The organism is Natronohydrobacter thiooxidans, assembly GCF_001884735.1.
GTDB classification, from domain to species: Bacteria; Pseudomonadota; Alphaproteobacteria; order Rhodobacterales; family Rhodobacteraceae; genus Roseinatronobacter; species Roseinatronobacter thiooxidans_A.
This window is the reverse complement of sequence record NZ_MJAP01000032.1, coordinates 116,059-129,803: the sequence shown is the minus strand read 5'-3', so window position 1 is coordinate 129,803 and position 13,745 is coordinate 116,059. Positions and strand designations below refer to the sequence as shown.

The following is a 13,745-nucleotide window of genomic DNA, read 5'->3' as shown; positions in this document are numbered from 1 at the left end:
CCTCTCGGGGCGCTTGATCGCCCAGAGATAGGATGGCGACAGGGCCGACGGCCCCTTGCCCTGACCCAGAAAGGCCGATGCTCATGACGACGCCCCTCTCCCGCGACTTCTGGCAGGGCTTCCGCGATGGTGCGCCCTTCATTCTTGTGATCGTGCCTTTCGGCGCGGTCTTCGGCGTGGTCGCGACCGAAGTGGGGCTGAATATCGCGCAGATCATGGGGTTTTCGGTGCTGGTGATCGCGGGCGCCGCGCAATTCGTGGCGCTGCAGATGATGGTCGAGAATGCGCCGGTGCTGATCGTGCTGGCCGCGTCATTGGCGGTCAATCTGCGCATGGCGATGTATTCGGCCTCGCTCGCGCCGCATCTGGGGCAGGTAAGCTGGTGGAAACGCGGGCTGATTTCCTATGTGATGGTGGATCAGGTCTATGCCGCCTCGATCCTGAAATATGACCAGCGCCCGGAAATGACGCCCGCGCAGAAGCTGGCCTATTTCGTGGGTGTGGCGGCCCCGGTCGTGCCGCCCTGGTATCTGGCGACCTGGGCGGGGGCGGCGCTCGGTGCCAATATCCCGGCCGGTCTGCCGATTGATTTCGCGGTGCCGATCACTTTTCTGGCGCTGATCGTGCCGATGCTGCGCAGCCTCGCCCATGTGGCGGCGGCGCTGGTCTCGATCCTTGGCGTGCTGGTCTTTGCCTTTCTGCCCTTCAATCTGGGGCTGCTGGTCGCGGCCCTGCTGGCGATGATGACCGGGGCCGAGGTCGAGCGCCGCATGAGCGCGAGGCGCGCGCCATGAGTTTCACGACAGCGCAGATCTGGATCATCATCATCGGGCTGGGGCTGGGCTCTTACCTGCTGCGGCTCTCGTTTCTGGGCCTGATCGGGGGGCGCGATCTGCCCGAATGGGTGCTGCGCCATCTGCGCTACACGGCGGTCGCGATCATGCCGGGCATGATCACGCCCCTGATCCTGTTTCCGCAGGCCACAGGCGGCGCGCTCGATCCGGTGCGGCTGGGGGCGGCGCTGGCGACGATTGCGATCAGCCTCTGGACGAAGAACGCGACGCTGACGATTTTTGGCGGCGCGGCGGTGCTATTCGCGCTGCATTTCGCCATCGGCTAGCACGGCACCCGGGTTGAGGATGCCGCGCGGGTCGAGCGCCTGTTTGATGGCGCGCATCGCCGCCAGTTTCACCGGATCGCCATAGCGGATCAGATCGCCGGTTTTCAGCCGCCCGATCCCGTGTTCGGCGCTGACCGAGCCGCCGAATTCCTGCACCAGATCATGCACGTAAGTCTTGATCGCGTCGCGTTCCTGCGCGTGATCCGCGCGGCTGCGGCCCGGCAGGGGGAAGATATTGTAATGCAGATTGCCATCGCCCAGATGGCCGAAACAGTTGATGCGGTAGTCACTGATCTGCGCAAGCGCCTGCCCTGCGCGGGTGATGAAGGCGGCGATCTCTGACAGCGGCAGCGAGATGTCATGGCTGGAAATCGCCCCGATCCGGCGATTGGCCTCGGGGATGGATTCGCGCAAGGCCCAGAACTCGGTGCGCTGCGCGAGGCTTGCCGCGATCACGCCATCCTGCACCAGCCCGGCCTCGAAAGCCTCGGCAAAGAGCGCCTCCAGCGCGTCTTCGGGGGCCATCGCCTTGGGCAGGCCCAGATCGATCAGCACCATCCAGTCAGGCGCCTGCGAAAAGGGCTGGCGGATCTGCGGCATGGTTTCCGCCAGAAAGGCCAGACCCGCGCCGCTGATCAGCTCGAAAGCCTGAATCGCATCCCCCAGACGCGCCTGCGCCAATGCCAGGAGCCGCAGCGCCGCCTCAGGGCTCTCAATCACCATCAGCGCCGCGCCCTCGCGCGCCGGGCGCGGCACAAGCCGCAGACTGGCTGCCGTGATCACCCCCAGCGTGCCCTCGGATCCGATCATCAGATGGCGCAGATCATAGCCGGTATTGTCCTTGCGCAGCCGCTTCAGCCCGTTCCAGATGCGCCCGTCGGCCAGCACCACTTCCAGCCCCAGCACCAGATCGCGGGCATTGCCGTAGCGCAGCACATTCACGCCGCCCGCATTGGTTGCGAGCAACCCGCCGATCCGCGCCGATCCTTCCGAGGCCAGCGAGAGCGGGAAGAGCCGCCCCGCACCTGCCGCCGCGCGCTGGACATCGGCGAGGACTGCGCCCGCTTCGACCACAAGCACATTCTCGGACGGGTAGCTTGCGCGAATGGCCTGCATCCGTTCCAGCGACAGGATCAGCGGCACTGGCCCTTCCGCGCTGATCTGCCCACCCACCAGCCCGGTGCCGCCGCCATAGGGCACAACGCCCACACCGGCACTATTGCAGGTGCGCAGGATCGCCGCGACCTCATCCACGCTGCGCGGCAGCGCCACGGCCCCTGCCCGGCCCTGCCAGCGCCCGCGCGGTTCCTCCAGATAGCGCGGCGCGGGCGGCAGGAGCGCGCCTTGCGGCAGGATCGCTGCCAGCCTGTCCAGAAATTCGGAATCGCAGTCGCGCAGTATCATCTTGGTCCCCTCCGGTCAGGGGCGCGGGCGCAGCAGGCGCCTGCTGCGCCCGCGCCCCTGCGTGCTATCGGCCCGCATCCGTGCGTCCGCGCCGGTCCAGCCGCAGATTGGCATAGAGCACATGATTGCGCCAGCGCCCGTTGATCTGCAGATAGCTTTGCGCGACGCCCTCATATTTGAACCCGGCCCGTTCCAGCACCGCGCGCGAGGCTTCATTCTCGGGCAGGCAGGCGGCTTCGATCCGCGACAGATCCATCACGCTGAAGGCATGATGCACGATCACCCCGATGGCCTCGCGCATATAGCCCTGCCTTGCATAGGGGGCACCGACCCAGTAGCCCAGAGTCCCCGCCTGCGCCGGGCCGCGCCGGATATTGTCGAGGGTGATCGCGCCCACCAGCGCCTCATCATCGCGACGGAAGATGAAGAGCGGCAGCGCCGTGTCGGCCTTGTAGCAGCGCGTGGCCCAGCTGACGCGATTGGTGAAGGCGCGGCGCGTCAGGTGATCGTCGGACCATGTGGGCTCCCATGGTGTGAGAAACCCTGCCGACAGACGGCGCAGATCGGACCATTCCCGGAAATCGCTGTGCTGCGGCAGGCGCAGATAGAGGCGCTCGGCCTCAAGCCGCAGCTTGCCGCGCAGCCCCAGCATCAGGCGGCCAGCCTTTCGCTCAGATGCAGCAGACGCGGCGCGCGCGCGATCGGGCCATAAAGCGCCAGAGCCATGCTGCTCTGGCCGAGCAAGCCCTGCGCATGGGCGCGCACGCCTGCCGTGTTCACCGCGTCGATCCGCGCGATGGCCTCGGACAGATCCGGCACGCGCCCCCAGATCGACAAGAGTTTCGCCAGACGTTCGGCGCGCGATGACGGGCTTTCCAGCCCCATCAGGAGCCCAGCCTTCATCTGCGCGCAGGCGCGGGCGACTTCGGCATCAGACATATCTTCGGCGGCGCGTTTCAACTCGTCGATGGTCAACTCCGCCAGTTCGCCCACCTCATCGGCCCCGGTGCCCGCATAGATCGTGATCATGCCAGTGTCGAAATAGGCGCCCGACTGGGCGAATACTGTGTAGCACAGCCCGCGATCCTCGCGCAGGCGCTGGAACAGCCGCGAGGACATGCCCCCCCCCAGCGCATTGGCGAAGACCTGCGAGGTATAGAAATCCTCGGAACGGTAATCGGGGGCTTCCAGCGCGAGGGCGAAATGCGCCTGTTCCAGCGAACGATCCTCACGCCGCTCGCCATTGTGGAACCGCGCGGCATCTGCGGGGCGGACAGGTTTCGCGGCCAGATGCCCGAACAGCCCTTCGGCCATACGCACCAGCGCGTCATGGTCAACCGCCCCTGCCGCAGCAAGGATCATCTGCCCGGGGCCATAGTGATCGCCCACAAAACGGCGCAGATCCCCTTCAGCGAAGCCCGAGACCCGCGCAGAGGGGCCAAGGATCGAGCGCCCGATGGGCTGGCTGGGATACGCGGTTTCCTGCAGCCAGTCGAAGATGATATCATCGGGCGTATCGAGAGCCTGACCGATCTCCTGCAGGATCACGCCGCGCTCGACCTCGATCTCGCGGGCTTCAAAGGCCGGGTTCAGCACGATATCGGCCAGCACATCGAGCGCCAGCGCCACATCGGGCTTGAGGATGCGCGCGTAATAGGCGGTCATCTCGCGCGAGGTATAGGCGTTGATATAGCCGCCCACATCCTCGATTTCCTCGGCGATCTGAAGTGCAGAGCGCCTCGCCGTACCCTTGAAGGCCATATGTTCGAGGAAATGCGCGACCCCGTTCTGATCTTCGGCCTCATGGCGCGCGCCGGCCTCGATCCAGATGCCGACGGTCGCGGATTGCAACCCGGGCATATGTTCCGAGACGATGCGAAACCCGTTGGGCAGGGTCGTGACCTGAACGCTCATGCGCGGATCGCCCCGCGGATATGCGACTCAACCGCGGCCAGATCATTCGGCAGACGCGTCACGCGCTCGGGGCGGTCAAAGAGATCGGCCATGCGCTCGGGCAGCGCGGGGCGCGTGCCGGTCGCGGCCTCGACCGCATCAGGGAATTTCGCGGGATGCGCGGTCGCAAGCGTGATCATCGGCGTGGCGGAGAGATGCGATTCGGCGACATGCACGCCCACGGCGCTATGCGGGCAGAGCGTTTCGGCGGTTTGCGCCGCCAGCCGGGCAATCGTGGCCGAGGTCTCATCTTCCGAGCAGCGGCCCGAAGTGAAAGCCTCGCGCAGATATTCCAGCGCGCCCTGGCTGATCTGGAAGCCGCCACTCGCTTTCAACTCATCCATGACCTGCGCCACGGCCGACCCGTCGCGGCCGTAAGCGTCAAACAGCACACGCTCGAAATTGGAACTGACCTGAATATCCATCGAGGGGCTGATCGAGGGCTTCACGCCATCTGTGACATAGCCGCCCGAGCTGAGCGCCCGGTGCAGGATGTCATTCTGATTCGTGGCCACCACCAGTTTCTCGACCGGCAGACCCATCGCCCGCGCGATATAGCCTGCGAAGATGTCGCCGAAATTGCCGGTGGGCACGGTGAAGCTGACCGGGCGGTACGGGGCGCCCAGACTGACGGCGGAAGAGAAGAAATAGACCACCTGCGCCAGAACCCGCGCCCAGTTGATCGAATTGACCCCGGCCAGACGCACCTCGTCGCGGAAGGAGAAATCGTTGAACATATCCTTGACCAGCGCCTGACAGGTGTCGAAATCGCCATCAACCGCCAGCGCATGGACATTCGCATCCTCCGGCGTGGTCATCTGGCGGCGCTGCACCTCGGAGACGCGGCCATGCGGATAGAGGATGAACACATCGACATTTTCCAGCCCGCGAAACGCCTCGATCGCCGCCGAGCCGGTATCGCCCGAGGTCGCGCCGACGATGGTCACACGCTCCCCCGACCGGGCAAGGGCGGCCTGAAACAACTGGCCGATCAGTTGCATCGCGAAATCCTTGAACGCGAGCGTCGGGCCGTGGAACAGCTCCAGCAGGAAGTGATTGCTTGCCAGTTGCTTCAATGGCGCGCGGGCGGGATGGCCGAAACCGGCATAGGCCCGCGCGATCAGCCCGCGGAATTCGTCATCATCGAATGTGTCGCCGATGAAGGGACGCATGATGACATAGGCCTGCTCTTCATAGCTGAGCCCGGCAAGCGCTGCGATTTCCGCCTGCGTCATGGGGGGCACATGCTCGGGCAGATAGAGCCCGCCATCGCGGGCCAGCCCCGTCAGCATGGTGGCCTCGAAATTCAGCACAGGGGCGGCCCCTCGCGTCGAAATATATTGCATCTTGCGCATGATCCCTAGTCGCGTCGCGTCCTGATACGCCACAGAAAGAAGACTGTCATCCCCGCCCATGCCATTGCCATCAAAAACCATTGCACGGCATAGCCCAGATGCGGATCGGGGATCGAGACCTGATAGACCGGAACCGGGGTTATGCCACTGGCCGGGGGGTCCGAGGCGCGCAGCACCAGAAGCGTGGGTTCCGTGCCGAGCAGGGTCGCCATCTCCTCCACATCGCGCCCGAAGACCAGATTGCGCGCGGCGTCATGCGGCGGTGTGTGGCGGTTGATGTCGCGCGGCCAGTGCAGATTGCCGATCAGCTGCGCCTCCTGCCCGGCATCAAGGGTCAGCCCGGCACGCGCGGCCTCTGGCAGAAAGCCGCGCTCGACGAGGATGCGACGCCCGTCATCGGTCTCGAATGCCTGCACCAGATGAAAGCCGGGCCCTTGAGCTTTTTGCGCCGACAGGACGAACACATGCTCGGGCAGGAAGCGCCCTTCGGTCCGAACCGGCAGGTAGCGATGCGCCTCGGGTTCCGGCGCGTCCGGCAGCGCTGCCGGTGCCTCGAAGATACGCATTTCCATCTCGGCGATCAGCGCGGCTTTCTGCCCGGCGCGGTCCAGTTGCCACAGGCCCAGCGCGATCAGGATCGCCGTGCCCAGCAACCCGAACAGGGCCGGAATGATCATGCGGCGCAGCATGGAGGCTCCTCGCCTTTTAGAAACGCAAAACGCGCACCTTGGGGTGCGCGCCTGTGATGCCGCGCGCCCCGGGGCACGCGGCAGGAAGCTTGGCTTACATGCCCCAGATATAGACCGCGAAGAACAGGAACAACCAGACCACATCGACGAAATGCCAGTACCAGGCGGCAGCTTCAAAGCCGACATGGCGCTCTGCGGTGAAATGCCCGGCGCGCACGCGGAACCAGCAGACGGTCAGAAAGATGGTCCCGATGATGACGTGAAAGCCATGGAAGCCGGTGGCCATGAAGAAATTGGCATAGAACACGTCACCGCTGAAGGAATAGCCGCGCTGGGTGATCAGGTAGACATATTCATAGGCCTGCAATGCGGTGAAGGCGATGCCGAGCAGGACACCGATCAAAAGACCATTCGCCACATTCTTGCGCGACCCGCCATGGACCAGTTCATGGTGTGCCCAGGTCACGGCGCAGCCCGAGAGCAGCAGGACCAGCGTGTTGATCAGGGGCAGGTCAAAGGCGTTGATCGCATAGATCGCGGGCTGGACATATTCGGTGCCCACATAGGTATACATCGGATACATGGCATGCTTGAAGAAGCTCCAGAACCATGCGGCGAAGAACATCACCTCGGACAGGATGAAGAGGATGAAGCCATAGCGCAGCCCGATCACCACCACCGGCGTGTGATCGCCGACATGGGATTCGACAATCACATCCTTCCACCATTCGAACATCACATAGAGAACACCCACCAGCCCGATCAGGAACATCCAGGGGCCGCGGTCGTTCATCCACAGCACAGCACCGAACAGCATGACGAAAGCTGAAACCGCGCCGACGAAAGGCCAGATCGACGGGGGCAGGACGTGGTAATCGTGGTTCTTGGCGTGGGCCATGGTGTTCAGTTCCCTCAGGCTATGCTCGGTTTAATGCGCGAGTTCAGTTTGTCATGGCGGGTTCCGGGGCGACATAATCGGCCGGAATATCCGTGGGATGGAAAGTATAGGACAGGGTGATCGTATGCGTGTCACGCGCATCGCGGTCGCGCAGGATATCGGGATCCACGAAATAGGTGACAGGCATCAGCACAGTCTCGCCGGGTTGCAGCACCTGCAACTCGAAGCAGAAACAGTCGATCTTGGTGAAGTAGCGGCCCGCCTCATAGGGCGACACATTGTAGCTGGCGGTCCCGGCAATCGGCTCATCGGTCGGATTATACGCTTCATAAAACGCCAGACCGACCTCGCCGAGCCGAATCTCGTGCACTCGGTCTACCGGCTTGAAGGTCCAGGGGAAATCGCGCGCGACAGAAGCATCGAAGCGGATGCGCATGGTCTGATCGAGCACGACACCGGGGGCGGCAGAGGCGGTATTCGTGGTGCCGCCATAGCCGGTCACACGGCAGAAGAGATCATAGAGCGGCACCGCAGCCCAGCCCATGCCGAACATGAAGGCGACAACCGCGACGGCTTGCACGGTGGTTTTCTGAATTCCGGTCAGTTTTTTCCAGGTGGTCATCATCTTTGCTGGAACCTCACATGGTCAGGGTCGAGCGACGGGCGATAGGAATGGTCGAAAGCCTGCAGCGCCGATCCCCCCGAGACCTTGGCGATGGTCAGGCCAAAGACAAGCGCAATGAACAGCACCAGCACCACAGCCAGCCCGACATTGCGGCCGGAGCGGCGCTTGTGCAGGTCATGTTCGCGGGTAATGGCCATCAGAAGAGCTCCAGAATCTTGAACTGTGCGGCAAACCCCGCATAGGCAGGAAGGTTGGCAAGCGCGGCCTCGGCGAGGATCGCGACGAAATGCAGGAAGAGATAGGCCAGCGAGAAGCGGAACACCCGTTTCTCGGTTGCGTAGCCATCACCCTCGGCCTGGGCCTCGTCGCGGCGCCAGATCGCAACCGCCCCTTGCAGGAACATCAGGTTCAGCACCAGAGCCAGTGCCAGATAGACCGGACCGCCGATCGAGGTCAGCCCTGCGGCCAGCGCGAAGGGTATAAGTGCAATCGTGTAGACGAGGATATGCGCGCGCGTCACTTTGCGGCCATGCGTGACGGTCAGCATTGGCACATTGGCCTTGTGGTAATCCGATTTCATGAACAGCGCGAGCGCCCAGAAATGCGGTGGCGTCCACATGAAGATCAGCAGGAACATCAGGCAGGCTTCCAGGCTGATCGAGCCTGTGACTGCGACCCAGCCGATCAGCGGCGGGAAGGCCCCGGCGGCCCCACCGATCACGATATTCTGCGGCGTGGCGCGCTTGAGCCACATCGAATAGATCACCGCGTAGAAGAAGATGGTGAAGGCCAGCAGGAAACCCGCCAGCGCATTGGTGGCGAGCCAGAGCATGATCACCGACAGGCCCGAAAGCGCCACGCCAAGGCCCAGCGCCTCGCCCGGTGCGACCTTGCCCGCCGGGATCGGGCGACCGGAGGTGCGTTTCATCACCTGATCGATATCGGCATCCCACCACATGTTCAGCGCACCAGAGGCCCCTGCCCCGAGCGCGATGAAGATGATTGCGGCCAATGCCTCGACCGGATGCAGGCTGCCCGGCGCGACCAAGAGCCCTACCAGCGCAGTGAACACCACCAGCGACATCACACGCGGCTTGAGCAGCGCCACATAGTCGCCGAAGCTGCCCTCGCCGGGGGTCGCGTAGCTGATATCTGTGCGCAGGTCGGTCATATTCTCGTCCGGTCTGGTCTTGCAGGACAGGGCGTCACACCCGGTCCGCTGGATCAGTTGGCGGCTGCCAGTTGCGTGGAGGGCTCCATCCATGCGGGCGCATGCGCAAATTCAGCGCCCTGCCGCTCAAGCCATGCGATATACTCGGCTTCCGAGACCACTTTGACGGTGATCGGCATATAGGCATGCGCGATGCCGCAAAGCTCGGAACACTGGCCGAAATAGACGCCCTCTTCCTCGGCATTGAACCACAGTTCCGCCAGACGTCCGGGCACGGCATCCTGCTTCACGCCGAAGGCCGGAATGGTCCAGGCATGGATCACGTCAGCGGCGGTGACTTGAAGGACGACATTTCTGCCGACAGGCACGACCATCGCAGTATCGGTCGCGAGCAAATACAGCTCATCCGGGTAGCCATGTTCCGCCAGCTCTTCGCGCTCCAGCAGGAATTGCGAGAATTCGACGCCATGATCGACATATTCATAGCCCCAGTACCACTGGAAGCCCGTCACCTTGATGGTCACATCCGCTTCCGGCATGATCTGCTGATGGCGCAGCGCCGGGAAGGTGAAGAGCGCGATGAAGAGCAAGATCAAAGCAGGCACCACGGTCCAGGCCACTTCAATCGGCGTGTTATGCGTGAATTTCGCGGGTTCCGGGTTTGCCCTGCGGTTGTAGAAAACGATCACCCAGATCAGCAGACCCGTCACGAAGATGGTGATCGGCGTGATGATCCAGAGCAGCAGATTGTCCAGAAACACCACCTCGCGCGCCAGCGCCGAGTAAGGGGTCTGCAGCGCGATTCCATCCTGAATTGGTGCGCCCAGCACGGGCAGTTGCGGCAACAGGTCATCCGCAGCCGCCTGCAGGGCGGTCATTCCGCCAAAAAGGGCCGCGGTCAGTGTTGAAAGGGCTTTGGACAGTCGCATCTTCGGTTCCCGTTTTTTCGCGGCGTGTGACCGCATTATCATCCGGGAGCAATCGCAGCCTGACCGGCATGCGATGGAATCCCGTTGAGCTTTGTGCTCGTAAAACCATATTACACATGTCAGAACAAGCAAAACCGATGCGACACATTGCCATTTGTTGATCTGTGTCAAGGACAACAGGACTGCCCTGCCCGGCAGCGTGTCGAAACACTGGAAGGCCACAGGCATGAGCGATACCGGGTTCCGTCCCTTCGAGACCGCTTTCGACAAGGAAGACGCCCTCTCCATCCTGCGCGACGCGACCGCAGGCGCAGATGACGGCGAGATTTTCGCCGAACGGCGCGTCTCGGAATCACTGCTGCTGGATGATCAGCGAATCAAATCCGCGAGCTACAATGCCGCCGAAGGGTTCGGGCTGCGCGCCGTGCGCGGCGAGGTGACGGGATATGCCCATTCCACCCATATGACAATTGACGCCCTGCGCCGCGCGGCGCAGACGGCGCGGCTGGCGGTGGGTGATGGCGGCGGCACGCTGGCCGATGCCCCCAAACCCACCAATCAGCGCCTCTATACCGATGCCGATCCGATTGCCGGGGCGACGTTCTCGGTCAAGCTCGATCTGCTGCGCGAGATTGACGACTTTCTGCGCGGGCTCGACAAGCGGGTGGTGCAGGTCTCGGCCTCTATGGCCGCGAGCCTGCAGCAGATCGAGATCCTGCGCCCCGACGGGCAGCATCTGCGCGACACCCGCCCCATGACCCGCCTGAACCTGTCAGTCATTGTCGAAGAGAACGGGCGGCGCGAATCGGGTTCGGCGGGTGGCGGCGGCCGCGCCGGTCTGGACGGGCTGATGGCCCGCGCAACTTGGGAAGGCATGGCGCGCGAGGCGCTGCGCATCGCGCTGGTCAATCTGGAGGCAGAACCCGCCCCGGCAGGGGTGATGGATGTCGTCCTTGGCCCCGGCTGGCCCGGCATCCTGCTGCACGAGGCCGTGGGCCACGGGCTGGAGGGTGATTTCAACCGCAAGGGCACATCGGCCTTTGCCGGACTGATGGGCCAACAGGTGGCGTCGAAGGGGGTGACGGTGCTCGATGACGGCACGATCCCCGACCGGCGCGGCTCGATCACGATTGACGATGAAGGCACGCCCTCGGCCAGAAATGTGCTGATCGAGGACGGGGTGCTGGTGGGCTTCATGCAGGACCGGCAGAATGCGCGGCTGATGGGGGTCGCGCCCACGGGCAACGGGCGGCGCGAAAGCTATGCCCATGCGCCGATGCCGCGCATGACCAACACCTATATGCTGGGCGGCGATACCGCGCCCGAGGATATTGTCGCGGATCTGAAGGACGGGATTCACGCGGTCGGGTTCGGCGGCGGTCAGGTCGATATCACCAATGGCAAATTCGTCTTCTCCTGCACCGAGGCCTATCGGGTCAGGAATGGCAGGATCGTGGGCCCGGTCAAAGGCGCGACACTGATCGGCGACGGGGCGACAGCGCTGACGAAGATCCGTGCGCTTGGCAATGACATGGCGCTGGATCCCGGCATGGGCACCTGTGGCAAGGCGGGCCAATGGGTGCCGGTGGGCGTGGGCCAGCCCACGCTGATGATCGGCGGACTGACGGTCGGGGGCAGTGCCGCCTGATGGCCCTGTTGCGATCCGCCAGTTCTGGCCATCGCGCGGTAACATGGTCGAACTGGCTCTTTGCCTATCTTATCCTCTGGGCCTTGCCGATTCCCGTCGGGATCTCGCTATCCGCCTTCGCCATGCTCTGGCGCTGGTCGTTTGAGGCGCTGGGGGCCAGCATCCCGGCAGAGACCGTCATTTCCGTGATCTTCGGCATCGGGGTGTTCCTGATCATGATGCCGGTTTTCTCATGGATCGGGCTGGTGATATCCTTTCCGATCGTCTGGCTGGTGCTGCGTCTTGGTCTGGGCGGCTGGCTGAGTTTCATTCTCGGCGGGAGTGTAACAGGCTGGGCGGCGGCGGGCGTTCTGGGCGGCATGGCCCCGGAAATCCCGATTGTTCTCGGCGTGGTGACAGCACTGGTGCTGCGCTGGATGCTGGGAAAACGCGCCCCCGGCGTTTTCACCCCGGATCGCCGCGCAGGCGATGGCAGCCCCTGATATTGCCCTGACATCGCGATAGCGGTCTGTCCGTCGGCAAGAATCGCAAATAAAGTTACGCGAGGGGCGTGGATCTTTACCTATCCTTAACCATCGCCATGCAATCTGGGTGCAGAATGAGGCGAGGCGGATGGAATGGCGAAAGATTTGTTTTCTTCTCACCCACCCTTCACCCCACCCAAGTCGGAAGAAGACAGGCTGACCTGGCTTCGCCTCATTCGCTCTGCCCGTGTCGGACCCACAACTTTTCACCGGCTGATGGCCGAACACGGCACTGCCGCAGCCGCGCTGGATGCCCTGCCCGCAATCGCGCGGGCGGCCGGTGCCTCCGATTACGCGCCCTGTGCGCGCGACGCGGCGGAGCGGGAAATCGACCTTGCGCGGGCCAAGGGCGCGCGGATGTTGTGCTTTGGCACCGACGCTTATCCCGCCACATTGGCCAGTATCGCCGATGCGCCCCCGGTACTGTGGTGCATTGGCCAGCGCGCGCCCATCCTGCGACCCATGGTCGCGCTGGTGGGCGCGCGCAACGCTTCCAGCCTTGGGACAAGGACGGCACGCGCGCTGGCCGAAGGGCTGGGGCATGAGGGATTCGCCATTGTTTCGGGTCTGGCGCGCGGGATTGATGCCGCCGCGCATCATGGCAGTTTGAAAAGCGGCACCATTGCGGTGATGGCGGGCGGGGTCGATGTGATCTATCCGACTGAGAACGCAGTGCTGGCCGCCGCCATTGCCGATCAGGGGCTGCGCCTGTCGGAGCAACCCATGAGCGTGCACCCGCAAGCCCGGCATTTCCCGCCGCGCAACCGCATCATCTCTGGCCTTGCGCTGGCTGTGGTCGTGGTCGAGGCGGCGGAAAAATCCGGCTCGCTGATCACCGCGCGCGACGCGCTGGATCAGGGGCGCGAGATCATGGCGGTGCCGGGCCATCCGGTCGACGGGCGCGCAGGCGGCTGCAACCGGCTGCTCCGCGAAGGCGCAACATTGGTGCGCCATGTCGAGGATGTGCTGGAGGTGTTGCGCCGGTTGCAGGACCGCCCTGCCCCTGCGACGCAAAAGCCCGCTGCGGCGGAAATCCCGGCCCCGGCGACAGGGCAGCCGCTGGAGCAGCGCATTCTTGACCTGCTCGGCCCCAGCCCGGTGGCCGAAGATCAGATCATCCGCGATCTGGCACTCTCTGCGGCGCAAATCTCTCCGGCGCTGGTCATGCTGGAACTGCAAGGCACAGTGCGCCGCCATCCCGGCGGTCTGGTCAGCCGCGCCTGAGCAATCCCTTACGCCCCCGGCCCGCAGGACGGGTGACGGGCAGGATCCGGCGTTCCGCTCTGCAGTGCCCCCTGTCTGCTTGCCCTGCGCTGCGACACCCTGTCCGCCCCCGACCAAGGAGCCATATCACCACGGCGCATTGACATTCCCACCCCTGCTCACACATGTAGGGCCAGCCGCAGAGGCGCGGTTTTCGGGGTTTATC

Annotated in this window: 15 protein-coding genes; 5 read left to right on the top strand and 10 right to left on the bottom strand. The window is 64.0% G+C overall.

Annotation, left to right across the window (positions count from 1 at the left end):
* The first annotated feature begins 83 nt into the window (after positions 1–83).
* Complete coding sequence (locus BG457_RS13180; protein ID WP_071797752.1) at positions 84–794, top strand: AzlC family ABC transporter permease; 711 nt, start codon at positions 84–86, stop codon at positions 792–794.
* On the top strand, positions 791–1,120 hold the full coding sequence (locus BG457_RS13175; protein WP_071797629.1) for an AzlD domain-containing protein: 330 nt from the start codon (positions 791–793) through the stop codon (positions 1,118–1,120). Before BG457_RS13180 ends, BG457_RS13175 begins: the two co-directional genes overlap by 4 nt.
* On the opposite strand, the gene BG457_RS13170 is transcribed toward BG457_RS13175, so the two are convergent.
* From BG457_RS13170 to coxB, 10 genes are all read right to left on the bottom strand, one after another.
* Positions 1,091–2,524 carry an FAD-binding oxidoreductase gene (locus BG457_RS13170; RefSeq protein WP_071797628.1) on the bottom strand — a complete coding sequence of 478 codons (1,434 nt, stop codon included), beginning with the start codon at positions 2,522–2,524 and terminating at the stop codon, positions 1,091–1,093. The genes BG457_RS13175 and BG457_RS13170 overlap by 30 nt on opposite strands.
* Before the next feature lie 64 nt (positions 2,525–2,588).
* Positions 2,589–3,176 carry a GNAT family N-acetyltransferase gene (locus BG457_RS13165; RefSeq protein ID WP_071797627.1) on the bottom strand — a complete coding sequence of 196 codons (588 nt, stop codon included), beginning with the start codon at positions 3,174–3,176 and terminating at the stop codon, positions 2,589–2,591.
* Entirely contained in the window at positions 3,176–4,438 is a 1,263-nt protein-coding gene (locus tag BG457_RS13160) for a M16 family metallopeptidase (protein WP_071797626.1), read from the bottom strand. Before BG457_RS13160 ends, BG457_RS13165 begins: the two co-directional genes overlap by 1 nt.
* Complete coding sequence (gene thrC, locus BG457_RS13155; protein ID WP_071797751.1) at positions 4,435–5,823, bottom strand: threonine synthase; 1,389 nt, start codon at positions 5,821–5,823, stop codon at positions 4,435–4,437. The genes BG457_RS13160 and thrC overlap by 4 nt, the downstream gene beginning before the upstream one ends.
* Before the next feature lie 14 nt (positions 5,824–5,837).
* Complete coding sequence (locus tag BG457_RS13150) at positions 5,838–6,521, bottom strand: SURF1 family protein (RefSeq protein ID WP_071797625.1); 684 nt, start codon at positions 6,519–6,521, stop codon at positions 5,838–5,840.
* A gap of 94 nt (positions 6,522–6,615) precedes the next feature.
* Complete coding sequence (locus BG457_RS13145) at positions 6,616–7,419, bottom strand: cytochrome c oxidase subunit 3 (protein WP_071797624.1); 804 nt, start codon at positions 7,417–7,419, stop codon at positions 6,616–6,618.
* A gap of 43 nt (positions 7,420–7,462) precedes the next feature.
* Positions 7,463–8,041: a cytochrome c oxidase assembly protein gene (locus tag BG457_RS13140; protein ID WP_071797750.1), complete on the bottom strand. Its 579-nt coding sequence runs from the start codon at positions 8,039–8,041 to the stop codon at positions 7,463–7,465.
* A complete protein-coding gene (locus BG457_RS13135) occupies positions 8,041–8,241 on the bottom strand; it encodes a hypothetical protein (protein ID WP_071797623.1) in 201 nt (66 codons plus the stop codon). Before BG457_RS13135 ends, BG457_RS13140 begins: the two co-directional genes overlap by 1 nt.
* On the bottom strand, positions 8,241–9,215 hold the full coding sequence (cyoE, locus tag BG457_RS13130; RefSeq protein ID WP_071797622.1) for a heme o synthase: 975 nt from the start codon (positions 9,213–9,215) through the stop codon (positions 8,241–8,243). Before cyoE ends, BG457_RS13135 begins: the two co-directional genes overlap by 1 nt.
* A 53-nt stretch (positions 9,216–9,268) precedes the next feature.
* Positions 9,269–10,144: a cytochrome c oxidase subunit II gene (gene coxB / locus BG457_RS13125; RefSeq protein ID WP_071797749.1), complete on the bottom strand. Its 876-nt coding sequence runs from the start codon at positions 10,142–10,144 to the stop codon at positions 9,269–9,271.
* Between the two features lie 226 nt (positions 10,145–10,370).
* Between coxB and tldD the strand changes: the two genes are divergently transcribed.
* The 3 genes from tldD to dprA all read left to right on the top strand — a co-directional run bounded on the left by tldD (position 10,371) and on the right by dprA (position 13,540).
* On the top strand, positions 10,371–11,792 hold the full coding sequence (gene tldD, locus BG457_RS13120) for a metalloprotease TldD (protein WP_071797748.1): 1,422 nt from the start codon (positions 10,371–10,373) through the stop codon (positions 11,790–11,792).
* Positions 11,792–12,274: a hypothetical protein gene (locus BG457_RS13115; protein WP_071797621.1), complete on the top strand. Its 483-nt coding sequence runs from the start codon at positions 11,792–11,794 to the stop codon at positions 12,272–12,274. Before tldD ends, BG457_RS13115 begins: the two co-directional genes overlap by 1 nt.
* A 135-nt stretch (positions 12,275–12,409) precedes the next feature.
* Positions 12,410–13,540, top strand: coding sequence for a DNA-processing protein DprA (gene dprA, locus BG457_RS13110; RefSeq protein ID WP_071797620.1), 1,131 nt, complete (start codon positions 12,410–12,412; stop codon positions 13,538–13,540).
* Positions 13,541–13,745 lie beyond the last annotated feature (205 nt).